Annotated in this window: 21 protein-coding genes; 11 read left to right on the top strand and 10 right to left on the bottom strand. The window is 71.7% G+C overall.

All coding sequences use genetic code 11. From position 1 onward, the window contains the following. Nucleotides 1-5: 5 nt before the first annotated feature. Nucleotides 6-1280, bottom strand: a complete 1275-nt coding sequence (locus ACF1BE_RS32670; RefSeq protein WP_392202612.1) for a hypothetical protein — start codon at nucleotides 1278-1280, stop codon at nucleotides 6-8. Between the two features lie 98 nt (nucleotides 1281-1378). Beyond that, nucleotides 1379-2506: an alpha/beta hydrolase gene (locus ACF1BE_RS32665; protein WP_392202611.1), complete on the bottom strand. Its 1128-nt coding sequence runs from the start codon at nucleotides 2504-2506 to the stop codon at nucleotides 1379-1381. Between the two features lie 227 nt (nucleotides 2507-2733). On the opposite strand from ACF1BE_RS32665, the gene ACF1BE_RS32660 reads away from it, so the two are divergent. From ACF1BE_RS32660 to ACF1BE_RS32635, 6 genes are all read left to right on the top strand, one after another. Then, the gene (locus ACF1BE_RS32660; protein ID WP_392202610.1) at nucleotides 2734-4548 is read left to right on the top strand and encodes a phosphatidylglycerol lysyltransferase domain-containing protein; all 1815 of its coding nucleotides are present in this window, start codon (nucleotides 2734-2736) and stop codon (nucleotides 4546-4548) included. A 126-nt stretch (nucleotides 4549-4674) separates the two neighbouring features. Continuing rightward, the gene (gene folP / locus ACF1BE_RS32655; protein WP_392202609.1) at nucleotides 4675-5637 is read left to right on the top strand and encodes a dihydropteroate synthase; all 963 of its coding nucleotides are present in this window, start codon (nucleotides 4675-4677) and stop codon (nucleotides 5635-5637) included. Continuing rightward, nucleotides 5634-6167, top strand: coding sequence for a nuclear transport factor 2 family protein (locus ACF1BE_RS32650; RefSeq protein WP_392202608.1), 534 nt, complete (start codon nucleotides 5634-5636; stop codon nucleotides 6165-6167). The genes folP and ACF1BE_RS32650 overlap by 4 nt, the downstream gene beginning before the upstream one ends. A gap of 272 nt (nucleotides 6168-6439) precedes the next feature. Further along, nucleotides 6440-6799, top strand: a complete 360-nt coding sequence (gene folB / locus ACF1BE_RS32645) for a dihydroneopterin aldolase (RefSeq protein WP_392202607.1) — start codon at nucleotides 6440-6442, stop codon at nucleotides 6797-6799. Then, nucleotides 6796-7407: a 2-amino-4-hydroxy-6-hydroxymethyldihydropteridine diphosphokinase gene (folK, locus tag ACF1BE_RS32640; protein ID WP_392202606.1), complete on the top strand. Its 612-nt coding sequence runs from the start codon at nucleotides 6796-6798 to the stop codon at nucleotides 7405-7407. The genes folB and folK overlap by 4 nt, the downstream gene beginning before the upstream one ends. 79 nt (nucleotides 7408-7486) lie before the next feature. After that, the gene (locus ACF1BE_RS32635; RefSeq protein ID WP_392202605.1) at nucleotides 7487-7975 is read left to right on the top strand and encodes a DUF3180 domain-containing protein; all 489 of its coding nucleotides are present in this window, start codon (nucleotides 7487-7489) and stop codon (nucleotides 7973-7975) included. A gap of 25 nt (nucleotides 7976-8000) precedes the next feature. Here the strand turns inward: ACF1BE_RS32635 and folE are convergent, their stop codons facing one another. The 6 genes from folE to dacB all read right to left on the bottom strand — a co-directional run bounded on the left by folE (nucleotide 8001) and on the right by dacB (nucleotide 15682). After that, a complete protein-coding gene (folE, locus tag ACF1BE_RS32630; RefSeq protein WP_356821310.1) occupies nucleotides 8001-8606 on the bottom strand; it encodes a GTP cyclohydrolase I FolE in 606 nt (201 codons plus the stop codon). A gap of 131 nt (nucleotides 8607-8737) precedes the next feature. Continuing rightward, the gene (gene ftsH / locus ACF1BE_RS32625) at nucleotides 8738-10777 is read right to left on the bottom strand and encodes an ATP-dependent zinc metalloprotease FtsH (protein ID WP_392202604.1); all 2040 of its coding nucleotides are present in this window, start codon (nucleotides 10775-10777) and stop codon (nucleotides 8738-8740) included. A gap of 196 nt (nucleotides 10778-10973) precedes the next feature. Further along, on the bottom strand, nucleotides 10974-11534 hold the full coding sequence (gene hpt, locus ACF1BE_RS32620; RefSeq protein ID WP_392202603.1) for a hypoxanthine phosphoribosyltransferase: 561 nt from the start codon (nucleotides 11532-11534) through the stop codon (nucleotides 10974-10976). Between the two features lie 86 nt (nucleotides 11535-11620). Then, nucleotides 11621-12685 carry a tRNA lysidine(34) synthetase TilS gene (tilS, locus tag ACF1BE_RS32615; protein ID WP_392202602.1) on the bottom strand — a complete coding sequence of 355 codons (1065 nt, stop codon included), beginning with the start codon at nucleotides 12683-12685 and terminating at the stop codon, nucleotides 11621-11623. A 192-nt stretch (nucleotides 12686-12877) separates the two neighbouring features. Beyond that, complete coding sequence (locus ACF1BE_RS32610) at nucleotides 12878-14011, bottom strand: zinc-dependent metalloprotease (protein ID WP_392202601.1); 1134 nt, start codon at nucleotides 14009-14011, stop codon at nucleotides 12878-12880. 111 nt (nucleotides 14012-14122) lie between these two features. After that, nucleotides 14123-15682, bottom strand: coding sequence for a D-alanyl-D-alanine carboxypeptidase/D-alanyl-D-alanine-endopeptidase (dacB, locus tag ACF1BE_RS32605; RefSeq protein WP_392202600.1), 1560 nt, complete (start codon nucleotides 15680-15682; stop codon nucleotides 14123-14125). A gap of 124 nt (nucleotides 15683-15806) precedes the next feature. Between dacB and ACF1BE_RS32600 the strand changes: the two genes are divergently transcribed. Then, complete coding sequence (locus ACF1BE_RS32600) at nucleotides 15807-16298, top strand: inorganic diphosphatase (protein ID WP_030734045.1); 492 nt, start codon at nucleotides 15807-15809, stop codon at nucleotides 16296-16298. Nucleotides 16299-16431: 133 nt separating this feature from the next. Then, the gene (locus ACF1BE_RS32595; RefSeq protein WP_392202599.1) at nucleotides 16432-18087 is read left to right on the top strand and encodes a threonine/serine exporter ThrE family protein; all 1656 of its coding nucleotides are present in this window, start codon (nucleotides 16432-16434) and stop codon (nucleotides 18085-18087) included. An 18-nt stretch (nucleotides 18088-18105) separates the two neighbouring features. On the opposite strand, the gene ACF1BE_RS32590 is transcribed toward ACF1BE_RS32595, so the two are convergent. Beyond that, the gene (locus tag ACF1BE_RS32590; RefSeq protein WP_392202598.1) at nucleotides 18106-19080 is read right to left on the bottom strand and encodes a DedA family protein; all 975 of its coding nucleotides are present in this window, start codon (nucleotides 19078-19080) and stop codon (nucleotides 18106-18108) included. 176 nt (nucleotides 19081-19256) lie between these two features. On the opposite strand from ACF1BE_RS32590, the gene ACF1BE_RS32585 reads away from it, so the two are divergent. Beyond that, on the top strand, nucleotides 19257-19622 hold the full coding sequence (locus ACF1BE_RS32585) for a YbjQ family protein (protein ID WP_373908307.1): 366 nt from the start codon (nucleotides 19257-19259) through the stop codon (nucleotides 19620-19622). 15 nt (nucleotides 19623-19637) lie between these two features. Here ACF1BE_RS32585 and ACF1BE_RS32580 read toward each other — a convergent pair whose 3' ends face one another. Further along, nucleotides 19638-20402, bottom strand: a complete 765-nt coding sequence (locus ACF1BE_RS32580; protein ID WP_392202597.1) for a MerR family transcriptional regulator — start codon at nucleotides 20400-20402, stop codon at nucleotides 19638-19640. Nucleotides 20403-20514: 112 nt separating this feature from the next. Between ACF1BE_RS32580 and ACF1BE_RS32575 the strand changes: the two genes are divergently transcribed. Together ACF1BE_RS32575 and ACF1BE_RS32570 are read left to right on the top strand one after the other, a co-directional pair. Then, nucleotides 20515-21801, top strand: a complete 1287-nt coding sequence (locus ACF1BE_RS32575) for an ion channel protein (protein ID WP_392202596.1) — start codon at nucleotides 20515-20517, stop codon at nucleotides 21799-21801. A gap of 36 nt (nucleotides 21802-21837) precedes the next feature. Continuing rightward, entirely contained in the window at nucleotides 21838-23244 is a 1407-nt protein-coding gene (locus ACF1BE_RS32570; RefSeq protein ID WP_392202595.1) for a glutamate decarboxylase, read from the top strand. Nucleotides 23245-23333: the final 89 nt, after the last annotated feature.

The following is a 23333-nucleotide window of genomic DNA, read 5'->3' as shown; positions in this document are numbered from 1 at the left end:
GGGGCTCAGGAAGCCGCGCCGCGCAGCCTCTGGACGTCGATCTGCTCGGTCTCGTCGTGCGCCGTCAGGTCGATGACCTGACCGACACCCCGGGACCGCGCGTCGGCGGGCTTGAACCCGGCCTCGGTCTCCGCCTTGTGCACGGCGAGCGCCTCCTGGCCGACGACATCGGCCAGGTCCTCGTTCTGCACGGAGTCCAGCGCGGCCTTCGGCGCGCCCTTCTGGGTGCCGAAGAAGTCGAAGCCGCCCTCGACCGCCGGGCGCCGCGCGGGCGCGGCCGGGGCGACGGCCACGGCGGTGGGCACCGTGAAGTGCCCGGCGGGCGGCTGCGCCGCGGGACGGGCGGCCTCGGCCGCCGGCGCGGCGTCAGTGTCGGTGTCGGCGGCGTCCGTCACGGCTGCCGCGGTGTCTTCTCCTTCGGTGACGGCCTCGGCTCCTTCGGCCACGGCTTCGGCCGGCTCGCCCGCGGGGGCCACCCCGGCGAGGGGAGTCACCTCGCCCACGGGAGCCGGCGGCGCGTCGCCCGCGCTGCCCGCTTCACCCGTCACGTCGGCCTCGGGCGCGGTGGCGGCCGCCGGCTCGGGCTCCGGTTCGGGCTCGGCCTCCGGTTCCGGTCCTGCCGGTGCCCCGTGGTCGAACCGGGCCAGGGCCGTCAGGGCCCGCCGGTACAACCGCGCGCCCTCGGACGAGAACACCGGGTACGGCGTCGCCCCGCCCGCGGCGGCCGCCGCGCCCCCGGACACGTCCGCGGCACCCGGGTCCGCCTGCGGCCGGGCGCTCGGACCGGGCGGCAGGGCGGGTGAGGAGGACGCCGGCTCGGGCACCACCGCCTCGATCTCCAGCAGCCGGCGTCCCTCCAGGGCGCTCGCGCGCTCGGTCTCCGCCGTGGCGTACCGGCGCAGGAGGGCCGCGTGCTCGTTGCGCAGGCCCGCCAGTTCGGCGCGCTTGGCCCTGAGCCGCTGCTCCAGCTTCACGCGCAGCTCGCGGGACTCCTCGAGATCGGTCTCCAGTTCGGCGACCCGTTCCTCGTACCGCCATTCGTCGCCGGCACGCGCGCGCGTGAGTTCGGCGACCTGTTTGCCCGCCTGGGTGTCCCAGCGGCGCATCAGGACCGCGCCGGCGACCGCGGTCGCGGCGGCCACGGCGGCCAGCGCGCGCACCACCGGCGCCTCGGCGAACACCCAGGGGCCCAGTGCGCAGATGACGGACACACCGGCGAGCGCCGAGGGAGGCAACAGCCGGTGCAGAGGCGGGGAATGGCGGTGGCGTCCACGTGGCATGGCCAGAAACTTACCGCCCGTAGGCGATTCATGGGTCCCCGCCCAGTAAAAACACGGCCTTACCTCGTGCTTCATGGTGTGTCAGGCGCGCCACGGGCTCAGCGGTCGGTGAGCCGCCCGCTGAGCCACTGGAGCGACGGCGGGATCTCGCGCCGCCAGGTGTTGAAGTTGTGCCCGCCGCTCTCGAGGATGATCGACGAGATCCGGGTCAGGTTCGTGGCCTGCACGCGCGCGATGAACTTCATCGTGGCGTTGTAGTTGTGCTCACCGACCTTGCTGCTGGTCACGAGCAGCGAGGTGTCCGGCGCGGACTCGTGCTGGAGGAGCCACGACAGGTCGGCCCGGTTGCGCAGTTCCGCGTCGCCGTGGAAGAGGTCACCGGTCGTGGGGTCGATCGGCGCCCGGTAGTACGGCGAGAGGCCGGCACCGGCCGCGTACACGTCGGGGTGGTGCATGGCGAGCTTGAGCGCGCAGTAGCCGCCCGTGGAGTCACCGATGACGCCCCAGCTGCCCGGGCGCTTGCCGGCCCGGTAGTGCGTGAGGACGGCCTCCGGGAGGTCCTTCGCGAAAAACGTTTCCGCTTGCGGCCCGCCCGGGACGTCCACGCATTCGGTGTCCCGCGGCGGTGCCACGGTGGGCCGCAGCATGACCAGGATCATCGGCTGCATCCGCCCGTCCTTGGACAGCTGCTGCGCCGTGCGCGGGTAGTTCAGTTTGTCCACCAGCGACCGCGCCGTGCCGGGGTAGCCGGTCAGCACCACGGCGGCCGGGAACGTACGCGTGCGGTACTGCGGCTGGAAGTACTCCGGCGGCAGGTACACGTACGCCGGGGTGACGATGTGGGTCGTACGGCCGATGATGTCGACCTTCTGGACCTGTCCGCCCGTCTCGGGCCGCGTGGCGCGCACCCCCGGTACCTCGGAGGTGGAGACCACCTGGAGGGGGCCGCCGGTGCTGCCGTTGGCCGAGTGGTCGATGACGATCCCCTGCTCGGTCTCCTTGCCGAACAGGTCCGCCCAGCTGGCGTAGAAGCCGAAGGCCTGGTTGGCGGCGAGCCCGACGGACGCGAAGAGCGCCAGCTGGGTGGCCAGCATCAGGCCGACCCGTCCGCCGACGGCCCGCCAGTTCCGGGGGGCGAGGCGCGGCCACAGCCACACCGTGCCGACGAACAGCCCGGCGGCGATCGCGATCGCCAGCACCAGCACTTTGTTGCTCGTGAGACCCATGAGCTGTTTCCTGCCTGCGCTTTCCGCCCGTACCGTACCCACGCTTCGTCGCGAAGGCTTGCCCGGGGCTTTCCTTGGCCTTTGACCGGACTTTCCGGTGAGGAGTGAACCTCTCTCCCCGAGACACCGTCCTAGAGGGCGCAATGTCGCCGGCTGCCCGATCGGGCCCGGGTTCAAGGTCTCTCGCAGAACTACGGGATGCGATGTCTGTCAGGATAGATGGGGAAATGTCGGGCGAGGTTCCGGGTCGATCAAGCCGGGCGCGGCGAATGCTGCGCGGCCCGCGCCCCGAGGCCGTCCCCGCTCTGGTCGGCCGGGCCGCCGCGCTCGTGGGCGTCCTGGACATTGCCGCGGGTGTGTTCCCGCGCTTCCGTCACAGCCGTATGCACGCCATCGCCGAAGTGCTGCCGGGCTCGTTCGGGCCGTTCGCGGCGGCGCTCTCGCTGAGCGCCGGCGTGCTGCTGCTGCTGCTCGCGCACGGGCTCAAACGGCGCAAACGCCGGGCGTGGCGCGCGGCGGTCGCGCTGCTGCCGGCTGGTGCGGTGGGGCAGTTCGCGTACCGGCACTCGGTCGTCGGCATGCTCATCGCGGTCGTACTGCTGGTGCCACTGCTGCGCCACCGGAGCCAGTTCGCGGCCCTGCCGGACCCGCGCAGCAGGTGGCGAGCGCTCGCCAACTTCGTCCTCATGAGCGCCGGTTCCCTCGTTCTCGGACTGGTCATCGTCAGCGTCCACCCGGATCGGACGATCGGCGACCCGAGCCTGGCCGATCGGCTGACGCACGTCATCTACGGCCTGTTCGGCTTCGAGGGGCCGGTCGACTACCAGGGAAACACCTCCTGGACCGTCGCCTTCTCCCTCGGCGCGCTCGGCTGGATCACCGCCGTCACCACCGTCTACCTGGCCTTCCGCCCCGAACACCCGGCCGCGCGCCTCACCGAGGAGGACGAGGACAGGCTGCGCGCGCTGCTGGACAAGCACGGCCGGCGCGACTCGCTCGGCCACTTCGCGCTGCGCCGCGACAAGGCCGTCGTGTTCTCGCCGAGCGGCAAGGCCGCGGTCACCTACCGGGTCGTGTCCGGCGTGATGCTCGCCAGCGGCGACCCCATCGGTGACGTCGAGGCCTGGCCGGGCGCCATCGAACGCTTCATGGACGAGGCCAGGGCCCACTCGTGGACCCCCGCCGTGATGGGCTGCTCGGAGACGGGCGGCGAGGTGTGGACCCGCGAGACCGGCCTGGACGCCCTGGAACTGGGCGACGAGGCGGTGGTGGACGTGGCGGATTTCTCGCTCGCCGGACGCGCGATGCGCAACGTGCGCCAGATGGTCAAGCGCATCGAGCGAGCCGGCTACGAAACCCGGGTCCGGCGCATCCGTGACGTCGGCGACGCCGAGCTGGAGCGGATCCGCCGCGCCGCTGAGGACTGGCGGGGCACCGACACCGAACGCGGCTTCTCCATGGCGCTCGGCCGCATCGGCGACCCGTCCGACGGTGACTGCCTGATCGCCACCGCGCACAAGGCCGACGACACGCCGGGCGAGTACGGCGACCTGAAGGCGATCCTGCACTTCGTGCCCTGGGGCGGTGACGGCGTCTCGCTGGACCTGATGCGCCGGGACCGCAGCGCCGACCCGGGCATGAACGAACTGCTGATCGTCGCCGCCCTGCAGGCCGCCCCGAAGCTCGGCATCGCCCGGGTCTCGCTGAACTTCGCGATGTTCCGCTCCGCCCTCGCACGCGGGGAGAAGATCGGCGCCGGTCCGGTGCTGCGCGCCTGGCGCGGGCTGCTGGTGTTCCTCTCGCGCTGGTTCCAGATCGAGTCGCTGTACAAGTTCAACGCCAAGTTCCAGCCACGCTGGGAGCCGCGGTTCGTGGTCTACCGGGCCTCCGGCGACCTGCCCCGCATCGGCTTCGCCGCCATGCAGGCGGAGGGCTTCGTCAACCTCGCCCTGCCGCTGCCGCGCTTCCTGCGCCGGCGCAGGACGGCCGCCCAGCGCCCCTGCGCCCACGCGATGGGCGAACGGGACGTCCGGGCGGCCTGAGCCCGGACCGGACGAACGGTGCGGCACCAGGACCGGCCCGGGCGGAAGCCCACCCCCTCCGGCACGAGGGCTTCCGCCCGGGTCGCCGCGCGTTCACGGCCTCCCTGCTGGGCCTACGCTGAACGTATGAACAACCTCAGCGGGCGCGGCCGAGTGGCCGGCCTTCCGGCATGGGACCGGTGCGCGGTCATGGGGGTCGTGAACGTGACCCCCGACTCCTTCTCCGACGGCGGCCGCTGGTTCGACACGACCGCCGCCGTCAAACACGGCCTCGGTCTGGTGGCCGAGGGCGCGGACCTGGTCGACGTCGGCGGCGAGTCCACCCGGCCCGGGGCCACGCGCGTGGACGAGGCGGAGGAACTGCGGCGGGTCATCCCCGTGGTGCGCGGCCTCGCCTCCGAGGGCGTCGCCGTCTCCGTGGACACCATGCGCGCCTGCGTCGCCGAACGGTCCCTCGCGGCCGGCGCCTGCCTCGTCAACGACGTCAGCGGCGGCCTGGCCGATCCCGCGATGATCCCGGTGGTCGCCGAGGCGGGCGCCCCGTTCGTCGTCATGCACTGGCGCGGCTTCCTCCAGGGCGGCAACGCCGGGGGCGTCTACGAGGACGTCGTCACCGAAGTCCTGGACGAGTTGCGTGCGCGCGTGGAGGCCGTGCTGGCGGGCGGCATCGCCCTCGACCGCGTCGTCGTCGACCCCGGCCTCGGCTTCTCCAAGGAGGCCGGCCACGACCTGGCCCTCCTCGCCCACCTCGACCGCCTGCGCGCTCTCGGCCACCCCCTGCTGGTCGCCGCCTCCCGCAAGCGGTTCCTCGGCCGGGTCCTCGCCGGACCCCAGGGGGCGCCCCCGCCGGCCCGGGAGCGCGACGCCGCCACGGCCGCCGTGTCCGCGCTCGCCGCCCAGGCCGGCGCATGGGCGGTGCGCGTGCACGAGGTACGCGCCACCGCGGACGCCGTACGGGTGGCACGGGCCGTGGAGGGAGCGCGTACGGCGGGGACGACGCCGGGCCCCGGGGGTGCGCGCGGCGCCCCGCCTGGCACCGCGCACGTGCCGGGCGTCGAAGGCGAGCGCGGGGCGGAAGGAGACCGGTGAGCGCCCCCCATACCGATGTCGAGCAGGTCGAGGCCGCCAACACCGCCTTCTACGAGGCGCTGGAACGCGGCGACTTCGAAGAGGTCTCCTCGCTCTGGCTCGCACCCGTCGACCTGGGCGTGGACGAGACGTACCACGACCCCGCGGACACCGGCGTCGTCTCCTGCGTGCACCCCGGCTGGCCGGTGCTCACCGGCCGCGGCGAGGTTCTCAGGTCGTACGCCCTGATCATGGCGAACACCGACTACATCCAGTTCTTCCTCACCGACGTGCACGTCTCCGTCACCGGTGACACCGCGCTCGTGACCTGCACGGAGAACATCCTCAGCGGTGGTCCCGCCCCGGAGGAGGGCGCGGAACTCGGACCGCTGGTCGGCCAGCTCGTGGTCGCCACGAACGTGTTCCGGCGCACGCACTCCGGCTGGAAACTCTGGTCCCATCACGCCTCTCCCGTCCTGGCCGAGACCGACGACGCCGACGACGAGGAGAGCGTCAACGGAGTGGACCCGGGCGACGAACCTCTCGCCTGAGCGGACGGGCACCCGCGACCGCGGCACGCACAGGAGCGGGGCGGAGACGGAGCGTGCTTGGAATCACCCGCCGGGGGTAGGAGCGGCTACCAACCGCCGGCACGGCCGGGTTCCCCGGGGGAAACATCCGGTGAACCCTCCGCGCCGCGGCCCCGCCCCACGCCCCCGCGGCCCGGCTCTGCCGGTGCCCGCGGGTAGATTCGTCCAAGGCCGGTGTACCGCCCGCACGCGGTACCGACCGGTCGTTCCCGACGATTGCAGGAGTGATTCGCGTGGATCGTGTCGCGCTGCGCGGCCTGAAGGCCCGCGGGCATCACGGTGTGTTCCCCAGGGAGCGCGAGGAGGGTCAGACCTTCATCGTGGACCTCGTCCTCGGCCTGGACACCCGGCCGGCGGCGGCCGACGACGACCTGACGAAGACCGTGCACTACGGCATCGTCGCCGAGGAGGTCGTGGCCGTGGTCGAGGGCGAGCCGGTGAACCTCATCGAGACGCTCGCCGAGCAGATCGCCCGGACCTGCCTGGAGCACGAGGGTGTCCGGGAGGTCGAGGTCTGCGTCCACAAACCCGACGCGCCGATCACCGTCCCCTTCGACGACGTGACCGTCACCATCACCCGGAGCCGAGTATGACCCGACCTTTCCGCCAGGGTCAGAGCGACCCCACCGTCCAGCCGGTGCCCGCCTCGGTCGTGGAGAAGGTGGACGCCGCCGACACGACCCTGCACAACCCGCAGTGGGCCGTCGTCTCCATCGGTTCCAACCTCGGCAACCGCCTGGAGACCCTCCAGGGGGCCGTCGACGCCCTGGAGGACACCCCGGGCGTCCGCGTGAAGGCCGTCTCCCCGGTGTACGAGACGGAGCCGTGGGGCGTGACGCCCGGCAGCCAGCCGTCGTACTTCAACGCGGTCGTGGTCCTGAGGACGACGCTGCCCCCGGCCTCCCTGCTGGAGCGGGCGCACGCCGTCGAGGAGGCCTTCCACCGCGTCCGGGACGAGCGCTGGGGCCCGCGCACGCTGGACGTCGACATCGTGGCCTACGCGGACGTCACCTCGGACGACCCGCACCTCACCCTGCCCCATCCGCGCGCCCACGAGCGGGCCTTCGTGCTCGCTCCCTGGCACGACGTGGACCCGCAGGCGCGGCTCGCCGGCCGTGGCGCGGTGGCCGATCTGCTGTCCGCCGTCACCCGTGAGGGTGTGGAACCGCGCGAGGACCTGGAACTCCGCCTGCCCGAGTAGTCGTTAAGGTCGAGACGGGTCAGGACCGAGACCACCACGACCACGCACCGGGACGGTCCGGGGGAACTGAAGGGACACCGTGAGAGAGCTGCGCATCAGGGTGCTGGTCGGCGTGTTCGCCGTGGCCGCAATCCTGTCCTGGGCGGGCGCCCGCCTCTGGAACTCGATCGGGACCCTGCCCAGCGTCCCCCTGGCCGCCCCCATCGTGCTCGCGCTGATCGCGGTGGTGCTGCTCTCCACGGCGCTCTCGCTGCGCGCCCGCCTCAGGGCCCAGCGCGAGCGCCGGCCCGGCGCCAAGGGGGTCGACCCGCTGATGGCGGCACGGGCGGTCGTCTTCGGCCAGGCCAGCGCCCTGGTGGCCGCGCTCGTCGCCGGGATGTACGGCGGCACGGGCGTCTTCCTGCTGGAGCTGCTGGACATCCCGGCCCGCCGCGACCAGTCGCTCTACGCCGGCTTCTCGCTCCTGGCGGGCGTCGGTGTGATAGCGGCGGCCCTGTTCCTGGAGCGGGTCTGCAAGCTCCCCGAGGACGACGACCAGAACCCCACGGGAGTGGAACCGGCGGCCTGACCGCCGGCCCCGCCCACCGGTCTGTTCAGCGCGCCATGATGAGGCTCATCGCCTCGTTGCGGGTCGCCGCGTCCCGCAGCTGGCCGCGCACGGCGGACGTTATGGTCTTCGCGCCCGGCTTGCGGATGCCGCGCATGGACATGCACATGTGCTCGCACTGGATGACCACGATGACGCCCCGCGGCTCCAGGATGCTCATCAGGGAGTCGGCGATCTGCGTGGTGAGCCGTTCCTGGACCTGCGGCCGGCGGGCGTAGACGTCCACCAGCCGGGCCAGCTTCGACAGGCCGGTGATCTTGCCGGCCTCGGACGGGATGTAGCCGACGTGCGCGACACCCCGGAACGGCACCAGGTGGTGCTCGCACGTCGAGTACACCTCGATGTCCTTCACCAGGACCATCTCGTCGTGCCCCAGGTCGAACGTCGTCGTCAGGACGTCCTCGGGCTGCTGCCACAGACCGGCGAAGATCTCCTTGTACGCTCGCGCCACCCGTGCCGGCGTCTCCCGCAGGCCCTCGCGGTCCGGGTCCTCACCGACCGCGATCAACAGTTCCCGTACGGCGTTCTCGGCGCGCTTCTCGTCGAACTCACCGATGGGCCCCTGGCCGTCCAGCGTCACCGGGTCGGTCATCTGGGTTCCTCGTTCCTGTGCCTTGCACACGCGTCGGACACGCGTTCCGTCTGCGGACATGCGCAATGCCGCGCCCCCCAGGCTAGAACCTGGGGGGCGCGGCATGCATTCCGGGTCTGCGGGCCGGACGATCAGCTCTCGGAGCGGTCCTCCGGGGCCTGCTCCGTGACCGGGGCGGACTCCGTGACGGTGGACTTGACCGTGCTGATCGCCGCCGTCGCGCCGTTCGCACCGTTCGTCAGCGCCAGCTCCTTGGGGGAGAGCACCGGCGGACGGGTGGACGGGGTGCGGCGGGAGGAGCCGGTCCAGGCCGGCCGCGGCGGGCGCTTGACGATGGTGGCGAAGATCTCGGCGATCTCCTCCTTGCCCAGCGTCTCCTTCTCCAGCAGCTGGAGAACGAGGTTGTCGAGCACGTCGCGGTTCTCGACCAGGATCTCCCAGGCCTCGTTGTGCGCGGTCTCGATGAGCTTCTTGACCTCTTCGTCGACGAGCGCGGCGACCTCTTCCGAGTAGTCGCGCTGGTGCGCCATCTCGCGGCCGAGGAAGGGCTCGCTGTTGTCGCCGCCGAACTTGATCGCGCCGAGCCGCTCGGTCATGCCGTACTGCGTGACCATCGCGCGGGCCAGATTGGTGGCCTTCTCGATGTCGTTCGCGGCACCGGTGGTCGGGTCGTGGAAGACCAGTTCCTCGGCCGCCCGGCCGCCCAGCATGTAGGCGAGCTGGTCGAGCATCTCGTTGCGGGTGGTCGAGTACCTGTCCTCGTCCGGCAGGACCATCGTGTAACCGAGGGCACGGCCGCGGGACAGGATCGTGATCTTGTGGACCGGGTCGGAGTTCGGCGAGGCCGCCGCGACCAGGGCGTGACCGCCCTCGTGGTACGCGGTGATCTTCTTCTCCTTGTCCGACATGATCCGGGTCCGCTTCTGCGGTCCCGCGACCACGCGGTCGATGGCCTCGTCCAGCGCCTTGTTGTCGACCAGCTTCTGGTCACCGCGGGCGGTGAGCAGCGCGGCCTCGTTCAGCACGTTGGCGAGGTCGGCACCGGTCATGCCCGGCGTACGGCGGGCGACCGCGGCCAGGTCGACGTCGGGCGCGACCGGCTTGCCCTTCTGGTGGACCTTGAGGATCTCCAGACGGCCCTGGAGGTCCGGCGGGTCGACCGCGATCTGGCGGTCGAAGCGGCCGGGGCGCAGGAGGGCCGGGTCGAGGATGTCCGGACGGTTGGTGGCGGCGATCAGGATGACGCCGCCCTTGACGTCGAAGCCGTCCATCTCGACGAGCAGCTGGTTCAGGGTCTGCTCGCGCTCGTCGTGACCGCCGCCGAGGCCGGCGCCGCGGTGACGGCCGACCGCGTCGATCTCGTCGACGAAGACGATCGCCGGGGCGTTCGCCTTGGCCTGTTCGAACAGGTCACGGACCCGGGAGGCACCGACACCGACGAACATCTCGACGAAGTCGGAACCGGAGATCGAGTAGAAGGGGACGCCCGCCTCGCCGGCGACGGCGCGCGCGAGCAGGGTCTTGCCGGTACCCGGGCGGCCGTACAGGAGCACGCCCTTGGGGATCTTGGCGCCGACGGCCTGGAACTTGGCCGGCTCCTGGAGGAACTCCTTGATCTCCTGGAGCTCCTCGACGGCCTCGTCACAGCCGGCGACGTCGGAGAAGGTCGTCTTCGGCGTGTCCTTGGTGATGAGCTTCGCCTTGGACTTCCCGAAGTTCATGACCCGGGAGCCGCCGCCCTGCATCTGGTTCATCAGGAACAGGAAGACGACCACGATCAGGACGAAGGGCAGCAGCGACAGCAGAACGCCGAGGAACGGGTTCTGCTTGGACGGCGCCACGGTGTAGCCGTCCGTGATCTGCTTGTCCTGGTACTTGGTCTGGAGCGTGCCGGCAATGGTCACGCCCTGGTCGCCGATGTAGCTCGCCTGGATCTTCGAGCTGCCCTGGACCTTGTAACCGTCCTTGAGGGTGACCTTGATGCTCTGTTCGTCACCGGTTGTGAGCTTGGCCGATTCGACCTTGTTCGCATTGATCGCCGCCACGACCTGGCCGGTGTCCACCGTCTTGTAGCCGCCGGACGAGCCGACGACCTGCATCAACACGACCACGGCAAGGACGGCCAGCACGATCCACATGACCGGCCCACGGAAGTATCGCTTCACGTCCATCCATACGGAGCGGTGCCGCCCCGTCCCTCCTGCCATAGTGAGTTTGATAAGACAGTTCTTCTGACGGTACCCCAGCATTGTTGCCCGAAGCCGCACGGAGCCGTTTCGACGGCTGGGAAAACCCGTCTCTGCAAGCTTCAACGGCACAGGACCCGCTGGGGTTCCCGATCATCCTGCCGGGCTTGGGCCGACTGGCTCAGCCGCCGTAGACGTGGGGCGCCAGCGTGCCGACGAACGGCAGGTTGCGGTACTTCTCGGCGTAGTCGAGGCCGTAGCCGACGACGAACTCGTTCGGGATGTCGAAGCCGGCCCACTCCACGTCGATGGCGACCTTGGCGGCGTCCGGCTTGCGCAGCAGCGTGCACACCTTCAGGGAGGCGGGCTCGCGGGAACCGAGGTTGTTGATCAGCCAGGAGAGGGTCAGGCCGGAGTCGATGATGTCCTCGACGATCAGGACGTGCCGGCCCTTGATGTCGGTGTCGAGGTCCTTGAGGATGCGGACGACACCGGAGGACTGGGTGCCCGCGCCGTAGGAGGACACGGCCATCCAGTCCATGGTGACGGAGGTGGACAGCGCCCGGGCGAGGTCGGCCATGACCATCACCGCGCCCTTGAGGACGCCCACGAGCAGCAGGTCCTTGCCCGCGTACTCCGCGTCGATCTTCGCGGCCAGTTCGGCCAGCTTCGCGTCGATCTCTTCCTTGGTGATGAGCACCTGCTGGAGGTCGGCACCCATGTCTTTCGCGTCCACCCGCATCACTTTCGGTCGTCCCGCACTTACGGCCGCATGCGCGGCCACCGGCTGCCCGGCCCGCCGGAGGGTCGCTCCGGGAGGGGCCGGGTTCAGCCTTGCCGAATCACCAGTCTGCCACCCTGGCGCTGGGCGACGACTCTGCCCGGGAGATTGATGGCTCCCTGACCGCGCCAGCCGGTGATCAGGCGGTCGACTTCCTCGATGTGGCGGGCGAACAGCGAACCGGCCGGGGCGCCGGCCTCGATGGCCGCGCGGCGCAGGATCCGGCGGCGCACGGCGGGCGGGAGGGCGTAGAGCTTGGCGCACTCCAGCAGGCCCGCCGCGTCCCGCACGGCGGCCTCGGCCTGGCCGGCCCAGGCGTCGAGGGCGTCGGCGTCGTCGCGGGACAGCTGGGCGGTGCGGGCGAGCGCCTCCACGACGCCCTTGCCGAGGGCCTTCTCCAGGGCGGGCAGTCCCTCGTGCCGGAGCCGGGAGCGGGTGTAGGCGGGGTCGGCGTTGTGCGGGTCGTCCCAGACGGGAAGGGACTGGACCATGCAGGCCTTGCGGGCGGTCTGCCGGTCGAGGTGCAGGAAGGGCCGCCGGTAACGGCCGCCGGCCCCCGAGACCGCGGCCATGCCGGACAGGGAGCGGATGCCGGAGCCGCGGGCGAGGCCCAGCAGGACGGTCTCGGCCTGGTCGTCGCGGGTGTGGCCGAGCAGGACCGCGGTGGCGCCGTGGCGTTCGGCGGCGGCGTCGAGGGCGGCGTAGCGGGCGTCGCGGGCGGCGGCTTCGGGCCCGCCCTCACGGCCGACGGTCACGGCGACGGAGTCGACCGGGCCGAGGCCCAGCTCGCGCAGCCGCAGGGCGACCTCGTCGGCGCGCAGTCCCGAACCGGGCTGGAGGCCGTGGTCGACGGTGACCCCGCCGGCGCGGATGCCGAGTCTGGGGGCCTCGAAGGCGAGGGCGGAGGCGAGTGCCATGGAGTCGGCGCCGCCGGAGCAGGCGACGAGGACGAGCGGGGAGGGGGGCCGCTCGTCCGTCCGGCCGGGCCGCCGGCGCTCACCGGGGGCCTGCCGGGCCGCGTGCGCGCCGGAGGTCTGGTGGTCGTTCAGGATGTCGTGGAGGACGCGGCGAACCGCCAGGCGTATCGCCGCGACCGCAGGATGGGGACCCATGTCCGGTTCCCTTCATGAAGTTTTCCGGGGGGTGAACCCGAGTCGGTCACACAGAGTGTGTAGATGGTGACAGAAGCGGGCCGTTCCCCGAGCATTGCACGCCTACGCATGGCTCACGGTCCCTCGGACGGGTGATTGAAGGGGCGTTCGCCTGCCGTCGGCCGGATTCGTCTCACGACGCCCGGGCACGGATCACGACTCGGCCTTGCGGTGCACCCGGGTGACCCAGTCGGCCGGCTGGGCGATCTCGCCCTTGGTGGGCAGGGTGTTGGGCGAGGTCCACACGCGGTTGAAGCCGTCGACGCCGACCTGGTCGACGACGGCCCGCACGAACCGCTCGCCGTCCCGGTACTGCTTGAGTTTGGCATCCAGACCCAGCAGCTTGCGCAGGGCGAGGTCCAGCCGGGAGGCGCCCTTCGCGCGGCGCTGCTGGAACTTCTCGCGGATCTCCGAGACGGTCGGTACGACGCTGGGTCCGACGCCGTCCATGACGTAGTCGGCGTGGCCCTCCAGCAGGGACATCACGGCGGTCAGGCGCCCGAGGACCTCTCGCTGGGCCGGGCTCTGCACCAGCTCCACGAAGGAGCGTCCGCCGTCCTCCTCCTCGGCCTCGGGCCGGCCGCCCGCCAGGGACTGGGCAGCCTCCCGGATGCGCTCCAGGAAGGTCATCGGGTCCACGTCGGTCTCGGCCAAGAACGACTGGATTTCGCCCTCCAGGTGGTCACGGAGCCAGGGCACGGCGGTGAACTGCGTGCGGTGGGTCTCCTCGTGCAGGCACACCCACATCCGGAAGTCGTGCGGCTCCACGTCGAGTTCCCGCTCCACGTGGACGATGTTGGGCGCGACGAGCAGCAGCCGGCCGCCGCCGTTCGCGCCGGCCGGGAGGTCGCGGGCGGCGGGGGCGAAGGTCTCGTACTGGCCGAGAACGCGGGAGGACAGGAACGACAGGAGCATGCCGAGTTCCACGCCGGTGACCTTGCCGCCGACGGCGCCGAGGACCGCGCTGCCCGGGTTGCCGCCACGCCGTTCCTGCATCTTCTCCAGGAGCGGTTTCAGGATCTCCCGGAAGCCGGCGACGTTGGCGCGGACCCAGCCGGGGCGGTCGACCACGAGGACGGGGGTGTCGTGGATCTCGTCGGTGCCCATCCGGGTGAAGCCCCGGACGTGTTCCTCCGAGGCCTTCGCGTGGCGGCGCAGTTCCGCGACGACGGACCGGGCCTCGTCACGGCTGACGTCGGGGCCCGGTCGCACGAGCCGTGTCGCGGTCGCCACCGCGAGGTTCCAGTCGACCATCCCGGGAGATGCGGTGCCACCGAAGCCAGTCATGCGTCAACGGTACGTGAGCGGCCCCCGTTGGGGCAGGCCGTGGGGCCGGGGCGACCACGGGCGGGGACCGGGCCGCGGCGGGAACCGTACGTCCGGCCCACGTGTGCGTGCCTACCCGCAGCCGCAGCCCGCGAGTGCCGTCGCCGCGGCGTCCAGGGCCGACTGGGCCTCCGTCGCGTCGGCCGTGTGCGAGGCCAGGAAGGCGAAGGCGAGGAGCCGCCCGTCCTTGTCGACGACCGTGCCGGCGAGGGTGTTCACGCCGGTCAGGGTGCCGGTCTTGGCGCGTACGACCCCGGCGGCGCCGTCGGTGTAACGGGCGCTCAGGGTGCCGGTGAAGCCGGCGACGGGGAGGCCGGTGAGGACGGGGCGGAGGCCCGGGCGGGCCGGGTCGCCCGCCTTGACCAGGAGCGCGGTGAGGAGGTCCGCCGTCAGCCGGTCGGCGCGGTCGAGGCCGCTGCCGTCGTGGAAGGCGGCCCCGGACACGGGCAGGCCGAGCTTGCGCAGCTGGGTGGCGATCGCCCGGGCGCCGCCGGCGAAGCTCGCGGGGTCACCGCCGGCGAGGGCGGTCTGGCGGGCCAGGGCCTCGGCGATGTCGTTGTCGCTGTTGGTGAGCATGCGCTCGACCAGGGCGGACAGCGGGGGCGAGGAGACGGTGGCGAGGGTCTGCGCGCGCGTGCTGGCCTTGGACGGGCCCGGGGACGTGGTGGTGATGCCGGCCGCCTTGAGAAAGCCCGCGAACTTCGCGGCCGCGTCCGCCGCCGGGTCGCTCACACGGGGCGCCGGCCCGCCGGCGGAGTCGTCCGCGCGGCCCTCGTCGGCGGCCAGGGCGCTGACCGGGGCGAGGTTGTCGTTGACGCCGATGGGGTGCAGGGCGGGGCCGGTGTAGAGGGTGGTGTCGTACGAGAGGGTGATGTCGTGGATGCCGCGCCTGTCCAGCGCCTTCGCGGTGTCCGCGGCCAGGGTGCGCAGGGCGGCCCAGCCCCCGCCGGCCTTCGGGTGTGCGGTCAGGGTGGGGTCGCCGCCGCCGACCAGGACGAGTTCCCGGGTGTCGGGTTCGAGGGCGGCGCGGGTGGTGAGGCGGTGGTCGGGGCCGAGGGCGGACAGGGCGGCGACGGCGGTGGCGATCTTGGTGGTGGAGGCGGGGGTGAGGGCCTTGCCGTCGCCGGTGCCGTAGAGGCGGGTGCCGGTGGCGACGTCGACGACGGCCGCCGCGCGGTCGTCGCCGAGCGCCGGGGCGTCCAGGAGGGGTTCCAGGACGTCCGGAAGAGGCCTGCCGCCCGAGGGGGCCTTCCGGGTGCCGACGGCGCCACCGGTGCCGCCCAGGCCCGTCAGGACGGGCGCGGCGCTCGGCGCGGGCCGGGGCGCTCCCGCAGCCGTACCGGAACGGCCGTGATCTGCGCCACCTGATCCCTCCAGAGCGGCGGCGCGGTCCCCCTCGGCCGTACGCTGACCGTTGGCGTCCCAGGGACCGGCGACGGTCACCACGCCGGCGGCCAGCACCAGGCCGGCGGTGGCGGCGCCCGCGGTGTACTGCCAGGTCCTGACGGTCCGCGGACGGGAGAGGTGCGCAGGTCCGACGCGCACGGCCTTCGTCAGCCGCGCGATCCGCGGCCCGGCGGCCGTCGCGGCGCGTGCCAGACACGGTCGTACGGCGTTCGCGATCCGCGCCACCCGCGGTCTCGTGGCCCGCCAAGGCCTCAGTACTGGCACGACCACCAGCCCCTTTCGCGATCACACACCTGCGTGAGGGACACTTAACCACCAGAACTATGTGCTGATCATGGAGGAGCCACCGGTGGAGTTCGACGTCACGATCGAGATCCCGAAGGGTTCGCGGAACAAGTACGAGGTGGACCACGAGACCGGTCGGATCCGCCTGGACCGTCGCCTCTTCACCTCGACCGCCTATCCGACCGACTACGGCTTCGTCGAGAACACCCTCGGCGAGGACGGTGACCCGCTGGACGCGCTGGTCATCCTGGACGAGCCGACCTTCCCGGGTTGCCTCATCCGATGCCGCGCGATCGGCATGTTCCGTATGACGGACGAGGCCGGCGGCGATGACAAGCTGCTGTGCGTCCCGGCCACCGACCCGCGTGTGGAGCACCTGCGCGACATCCACCACGTGTCGGAGTTCGACCGCCTGGAGATCCAGCACTTCTTCGAGGTGTACAAGGACCTGGAGCCCGGCAAGTCGGTCGAGGGCGCGAACTGGGTCGGCCGTACGGACGCCGAGACGGAGATCGAGCGGTCGTACAAGCGCTTCAAGGAGCAGGGCGGCCACTGAGCCCACGCTTCGCTGAACGGGCCGCACGCGCATGCGTGCGGCCCGTTTCGCATGCGGGCAGGTGTGCGGCCCGTCCGGGTACGTGTGCGCATACTGAGGCTTACGGAATGTGTCGTTCAGGGAGCGGTGCGAGGTGACGGAGACGGAGGACCGGAAACTGCGGTCCGACGAGGCGCGGTACGACCCGGAGATCACGTCCGAGTTCGCCGTTCCCCGGGGCCTCGACGTTCCCAGGGTCGGTGGTGAGCCGGAGACGACGTCCGAGTTCGCGGTACCCGACGGGCTCCAGACGCCGCATCCGCACAGTGCCGAACCGGAGGGATCCGCGTTCAGCACGCCCAGCACCTACGACGCGAAGAGCCCGCCGCCCGCGTTCACGCCGGCCGCCGGGGTGCCGCTGGTCAGTCTGGTCAAGGACGCGCCCTGGCAGGACCGCATGCGCACCATGCTGCGCATGCCGGTGACCGAGCGGCCGGCGCCGGAGCCGGTGCAGCGCGCGGAGGAGGGCGGCCCGGCCGTCCCGCGCGTGCTGGACCTGACCCTGCGTATCGGGGAACTGCTGCTCGCCGGCGGCGAGGGTGCGGAGGACGTGGAGGCCGCGATGTTCGCGGTGTGCCGGTCCTACGGCCTGGACCGGTGCGAGCCGAACGTCACCTTCACCCTGCTGTCGATCTCGCACCAGCCGTCCCTGGTCGAGGACCCCGTGACGGCGTCCCGGACGGTACGGCGGCGGGGCACCGACTACACGCGGCTGGCGGCCGTCTTCCGGCTCGTGGACGACCTCACGGACCCGGAGACGCACGTCTCCCTGGAGGAGGCCTACCGGCGCCTGGCGGAGATCCGCCGCAACCGGCACCCGTACCCCGGCTGGGCGCTCACCCTCGCGAGCGGACTGCTGGCCGGTGCGGCGTCCATCCTGGTCGGCGGTGACCCGATCGTGTTCCTCGCGGCGGCCGTCGGCGCGATGCTCGGCGACCGGCTGGCATGGCTGTGCGCGGGACGCGGGCTGCCGGAGTTCTACCAGTTCACGGTGGCCGCGATGCCGCCCGCGGCGATAGGGGTGGCGCTGACACTGGCGCACGTGGACGTGAAGGCGTCCGCCGTGATCACCGGTGGGCTGTTCGCGCTGCTGCCCGGGCGGGCGCTGGTGGCGGGCGTGCAGGACGGGCTGACGGGCTTCTACATCACGGCGTCGGCGCGCCTGCTGGAGGTCATGTACTTCTTCGTCGGCATCGTCGTCGGGGTGCTGGTGGTCCTGTACTTCGGCGTGAAGATCGGCGGTGAGCTGAACCCGGACGCGGCGCTGGGCATCTCCGAGCGTCCGCTGCTCCAGATCACGGCCTCCATGCTGCTGTCGCTGACCTTCGCGGTGCTGCTCCAGCAGGAACGGTCCACCGTGCTCTGGGTGACCCTCAACGGGGGTGTCGCCTGGTCGGTGTACGGCGCGATGCACTACGCGGGCGGCATCTCGCCGGTGGCCTCCACTGCCGTGGCGGCGGGACTCGTCGGGCTGTTCGGGCAGCTGCTGTCCCGGTACCGGTTCGCCTCGGCGCTGCCGTACACGACCGCGGCGATCGGGCCGCTGCTGCCCGGTTCGGCGACCTACTTCGGACTGCTGTCCATGGCGCAGAACAACGTGGACAAGGGGCTGGTGTCGCTGGCCAAGGCCGCGTCACTGGCGATGGCCATCGCCATCGGGGTCAACCTGGGGTCGGAGATCTCGCGGCTGTTCCTGCGCGTCGGCTCCGCCGGCAAGCGCCGGGCCGCGAAGCGGACCAGAGGTTTCTGAGCGCCCGGCGCGTGCCTGCTACTGCCGGCGGTGGTCGTAGGGGTACTGGTTCGGGTCGTGCTGGTTCGGGTCGTACTGGTTCTGGTCGTACTGGTTCGGGTCGTACTGGTTCTGGTCGTACTGCTGCTGCGGGTACTGCTGCTGGTCGTGGTGCTGCTGCTCGTAGCCGCCCTGGTTCCAGTGCTGCTGGGGCTGCTGGTACGGCTGTTCCTGCTGGTACGGCTGCTGCTGGTACGGCTGCTCGTACGGCTGTTCCGGGGCGATGCGGCGCAGGCGGGTCGTCGCGTCGTCCATGACCGGCTGCCGCTGGTACGGCTGCTGCTGGTACGCGGGCTGCTGCGGGGCCTCCGGCTCGGTCCGGCCGGCCGCCTTCCTGCTCTTGCCGCGCGCGCGGAGGAACTCGATCGCGATCGGGACCACCGAGACCAGGACGATCAGGATGAGGATGGCCTCGATGTTGTTCTTGACGACACCGATGTTGCCGAGCCAGGAACCGAGCAGGGTGACGCCCGCGCCCCACAGGAGGCCGCCGATGACGTTGAAGGTCAGGAACGAGCGGTAGCGCATGCCGCTGACGCCCGCGATGATCGGCGTGAACGTCCGCACGATCGGCACGAAGCGGGCCAGCACCAGGGACTTGGGGCCGTACTTCTCGAAGAACTCGTGCGCCTTGACGACGTTCTCCTGCTTGAACAGGCGGGAGTCCGGGCGGTTGAACAGGGACGGGCCGACCTTCTTGCCGAACATGTAGCCCGCCTGGTCGCCCAGGATCGCGGCGAGACAGATCAGGCCGATCGCGGCCCACAGCGGGAAGTCGAGCTTGTGCGACGTGATCAGCAGGCCGCAGGTGAACAGCAGGGAGTCACCCGGCAGGAAGAAGCCGATGAGCAGGCCGGACTCGGCGAAGACGACGAGCAGCAGACCCCAGATGCCGTACGTGCCGAGCAGGTGGTTGGGATCCATCCAGCTCGGGCCTAGGGCGAGTGTCATCACGGGTCCGGGCTCCTGAGGGGGTGAAGGCGGCTACGGCGGCCGGGGGGCCGCCGTGCTCGCTGCGTCTGCTGCGTCCAGGTGTCGCCGCACAAAGCTATCAACGTGAGGTGACCGCCCCAGGTTCCACCGGGGCCTCCAGGATGCACTGTGGGGCGACCGGGAGAAAGCTGTGACCCATGGGACTCGATGACTACGGCGGCGGCCAGGGGCCCCGGCCGGACGTGCTGGTCGTGACGACGAACGACGTGCCCGGATACCGGGTGCAGGAGGTGCTCGGCGAGGTGTTCGGACTGACCGTACGCTCGCGGCACCTCGGCAGCCAGATCGGCGCCGGGCTGAAGTCGATGATCGGCGGTGAGCTGAAGGGGCTCACCAAGACGCTCGTGCTGACCCGCACCCAGGCCATGGAGCGGCTGGTGGAGCAGGCACGCGCGCGTGGCGGCAACGGCGTGCTGGCGTTCCGGTTCGACGTGACGGAGGCCGCGGACATGGGCACCGAGGTGTGCGCGTACGGCACGGCGGTGGTGCTGGCCCGGGAGTGATCCCGGGCCGGCGCGTCAGGACGTGCGGTGCCGGGCCGTGTTCGCCACGATCGCGTCCCGCAGGTACCCGGCCAGACCGGGCCGGATGTCCTCGTACGTGGCGGTGAAGCGCTCGTCGGCGACGTACATCTCGCCGAGGCACGCGTGCATCGCGTGCCCGCAGTCGTAGTACGCACGCGTGATGAACCGGCGGTGTTCCTCGGCGACGTCCATCGCCGCGTCCGAGTCCGCGGGCGTGCCCTCGGCGAGCAGGCCGGCCATACGGCGGTGGATCGCGTCCATCTCCCCGTTGATCCGCTTCCAGTCCTCCTTGGTGTACGAGGCGGTCCGGCGCTGCGACTGCCGGTAGGCCTCGGTGTCGCCCCAGCGCTCCTCCACCTCGCCGGCGTACCGGTCGGGGTCGAAGTCACCGAAGACCTCGAACTTCTCCTCCGGTGTCAGGCTGATACCCATGCTGCGTGCCTCCATGGCGTGTTCCACGGCCGCGGCCATCTTCTGCAACGTCTCGATCCGGGTGGTCAGCAGGTCGTGCTGGCGGCGCAGGTGCGCGCGCGGGTCCGCTTCCGGATCGTCGAGCAGGGCCGCGACCTCGTCGAGCGGGAAGCCCAGCTCCCGGTAGAACAGGATCTGCTGAAGCCGGTCGAGGTCGGTGTCGTCGTAGCGCCGGTGGCCGGCGTACGTCCGGTCGCCGGGTACGAGCAGGCCGATCTCGTCGTAGTGGTGCAGGGTGCGCACCGTGACCCCGGCGAACCCCGCGACCTGTCCCACGGAGTAGCTCACTTTCCGCTCCTTGTCGTCGGTACGCCACCACGCTGCGGCATCACGTCACGTGAGGTGCAAGCCGGCCGGCGTTCGGGATGTTGGGTGGCTTTTGTCCGCTTATGGTGAGCGCGTGGCCCAGGACACGACGCAGCAGGCGCCCTCGAGCGCCCCCACGGCCCCGGCACGGGCCCTGCTGCCGTTCATCGTGCCCGCCGTCGCCGTGGGCGTGGCCGCGAGCCTGCTCTTCGTCGGCGTGAGCACGGCGGCGGAAGAGCTCCAGCACGTGCTGTGGGGCCCCCTGCCGGACGCGCTGGGCGTGGGCCGCTACTCGGTGCTGTGGATGTTCGTCATGCTCGTGGCGACCGGCATCGCCGTCGGGCTGGTGGTCTGGAAGGTGCCCGGGCACGCCGGACCCGACCCGGCCACGCTCGGCCTCGACGCCCCGGTCCTGCGGCCGGGGGTGCTGCCCGGGCTGGCGCTGGCGACCGCGCTGATGCTGGCCGGCGGCCCCAGCCTCGGCCCGGAGAACCCGATCATCGCCGTGAACGTGGGCCTCGCGGTCTGGCTCGGCGGGCGCCTGCTGCCCAGGGCGCCGAACGCCCTGTGGCCGGTGCTCGCGGAGTCGGCGACGATCGGCGCGCTGTTCGGCACGCCCGTGGCGGCGGCGCTGGTGATCTCCGAGGCGCTGGCGGGGCGGCCGATGCGGGGACGGCTGTGGGACAACCTGTTCGCGCCGCTGACGGCCGGCGCGTGCGGGGCCATGACGACCACCCTGGTGGCCCGTCCGACCTTCGACCTCGGGCTGCCGCCCCTGGGTCATCCGCACGCCGGGGACCTGCTGGCGGCCCTCGTGATCGCCCCCGTGTCCGCGCTGCTCGGCATGTGTGCCGTGTACGCCTTCCCGTACGTCCACGCGGGTTTCCGGCGCCTGCGGCACCCGATGCTGATGCTTCCGGCCGGCGGGGCCGTACTCGGGGCCCTGGCGGCCGTGGGCGGCCATCTGACGCTGTTCAAGGGGCTGTCGGAGGTCGGGCAGCTGGCCCATGACCCCGAGGGCTGGTCGGCCGGGCAGTTCGCGACGATGACGGTGGTCAAGCTGGCCGCGCTGCTGGTCGCCGCGGCATGCGGCTTCCGTGGCGGCCGCATCTTCCCCGCGGTCTTCGTGGGCACCGCCCTGGGCCTGTGCGCCCATGCGCTCGTGCCGGCCGTGCAGCCCTCACTGGGCGTGGCCACCGGTGTCCTCGGCATGCTGCTGGCCATCACCCGGCAGGGCTGGGTGAGCCTGTTCACCGCCGCCGTCCTGGTCGCGTCGCCCACGATCATCGCCCTGCTGACCATCGCGTCGCTGCCGGCCTGGCTGCTGGTGACGGGCCGCCCGCAGATGCAGCTGCGCGACGACGGCACCCCGCTCCGCTGACCCCCGTCCTTCTCCCATCCCTCCGGAGGCACATTCATGGCCCTGCACAAAGGTCCCCAGAAGCACGAGGGGCGGCCGATGTCGGTCAACCCGTTCTTCGGGGAGGCGAACCCGGTCGGCGGCATGACCGAGGCCCCGCCCACGCACCGGCTCCCGGACGCCCCGCTGCCGCCGACGACGGCGTACCAGCTGGTGCACGACGAGTTGATGCTGGACGGCAACTCCCGGCTGAACCTGGCGACCTTCGTCACCACCTGGATGGAGCCGCAGGCCGGGGTGCTGATGGCGGAGTGCCGCGACAAGAACATGATCGACAAGGACGAGTACCCGCGGACGGCCGAGCTGGAACGGCGCTGCGTGGCGATGCTCGCCGACCTGTGGCACGCACCGGACCCGGCGGCCGTCGTCGGCTGTTCGACGACCGGTTCCAGCGAGGCGTGCATGCTCGCCGGGATGGCGCTGAAGCGGCGCTGGACGAAGCGGAACGCCGACCGGTACCCGGGCGCGCGACCCAACCTGGTGATGGGCGTCAACGTCCAGGTGTGCTGGGACAAGTTCTGCGCCTTCTGGGAGGTGGAGGCCCGGCAGGTGCCCATGGAGGGCGACCGGTTCCATCTGGACCCGCAGGCCGCCGTGGAACTGTGCGACGAGAACACCATCGGGGTGGTCGGCATCCTCGGCTCGACCTTCGACGGCTCCTACGAGCCGGTCGCCGAGCTGTGCGCGGCCCTGGACGCCCTCCAGGAACGCACCGGGCTGGACGTGCCGGTGCACGTGGACGGGGCGTCGGGTGCCATGGTGGCGCCCTTCCTGGACGAGGACCTGGTGTGGGACTTCCGCCTCCCGCGCGTGACCTCCATCAACGCCTCGGGCCACAAGTACGGGCTGGTGTACCCCGGTGTCGGCTGGGCGCTGTGGCGGGACAAGGAGGCGCTGCCCGAGGAACTGGTCTTCCGGGTGAACTACCTGGGCGGCGAGATGCCCACCTTCGCGCTGAACTTCTCCCGGCCCGGCGCCCAGGTGGCCGCGCAGTACTACACGTTCCTGCGGCTGGGCCGCGAGGGCTACCGCGCGGTGCAGCAGTCGACACGGGACGTGGCGTGCTCACTCGCCGGGCGGATCGAGGCGCTGGGCGACTTCCGGCTGCTCACCCGGGGGGACGAGCTGCCGGTGTTCGCGTTCACCACGGCCGACGATGTCACGGCGTACGACGTCTTCGACGTCTCCCGGCGGCTGCGCGAGGGCGGCTGGCTGGTGCCCGCCTACACCTTCCCGGCCAACCGGGAGGACCTGTCCGTGCTGCGGATCGTGTGCCGCAACGGCTTCTCCCACGACCTGGCCGACCTGTTCATGGCCGACCTGACCCGCCTCCTGCCCGAACTGCGCCGGCAGCAGGCCCCCCGGACCCGGGACAAGGGGGCGGCCACCGGGTTCCACCACTAGGTCGTGTCCGCAAAGTCAGGGCAGCCAGAGTCGTAGGCAGGCGAGGGTGACCAGCGCCTGGTAGTGGCGGGCGCGTTTGTCGTAGCGGG

It is taken from the genome of Streptomyces sp. NPDC014991 (assembly GCF_043080665.1).
GTDB lineage: Bacteria > Actinomycetota > Actinomycetes > Streptomycetales > Streptomycetaceae > Streptomyces.
The sequence above is the reverse complement of the archived record's forward strand: the minus strand, read 5'-3'. Positions and strand labels throughout refer to the sequence as shown.

Bases quoted from the DNA above. Each gene is read 5' to 3' on its own strand.
- tilS (WP_392202602.1), bottom strand. From the start codon at position 12,685: ATGGGTCCCCATCCTGCGGTCGCGGCGATACGCCTGGCGGTTCGCCGC.
- ACF1BE_RS32665 (WP_392202611.1), bottom strand. From the start codon at position 2,506: ATGGGTCTCACGAGCAACAAAGTGCTGGTGCTGGCGATCGCGATCGCC.
- hpt (WP_392202603.1), bottom strand. From the start codon at position 11,534: ATGCGGGTGGACGCGAAAGACATGGGTGCCGACCTCCAGCAGGTGCTC.
- ACF1BE_RS32670 (WP_392202612.1), bottom strand. From the start codon at position 1,280: ATGCCACGTGGACGCCACCGCCATTCCCCGCCTCTGCACCGGCTGTTG.
- folK (WP_392202606.1), top strand. From the start codon at position 6,796: ATGACCCGACCTTTCCGCCAGGGTCAGAGCGACCCCACCGTCCAGCCG.
- ftsH (WP_392202604.1), bottom strand. From the start codon at position 10,777: ATGGACGTGAAGCGATACTTCCGTGGGCCGGTCATGTGGATCGTGCTG.
- ACF1BE_RS32610 (WP_392202601.1), bottom strand. From the start codon at position 14,011: ATGACTGGCTTCGGTGGCACCGCATCTCCCGGGATGGTCGACTGGAAC.
- ACF1BE_RS32570 (WP_392202595.1), top strand. From the start codon at position 21,838: ATGGCCCTGCACAAAGGTCCCCAGAAGCACGAGGGGCGGCCGATGTCG.
- folE (WP_356821310.1), bottom strand. From the start codon at position 8,606: ATGACCGACCCGGTGACGCTGGACGGCCAGGGGCCCATCGGTGAGTTC.
- folP (WP_392202609.1), top strand. From the start codon at position 4,675: ATGAACAACCTCAGCGGGCGCGGCCGAGTGGCCGGCCTTCCGGCATGG.
- ACF1BE_RS32660 (WP_392202610.1), top strand. From the start codon at position 2,734: ATGTCGGGCGAGGTTCCGGGTCGATCAAGCCGGGCGCGGCGAATGCTG.
- ACF1BE_RS32585 (WP_373908307.1), top strand. From the start codon at position 19,257: ATGGGACTCGATGACTACGGCGGCGGCCAGGGGCCCCGGCCGGACGTG.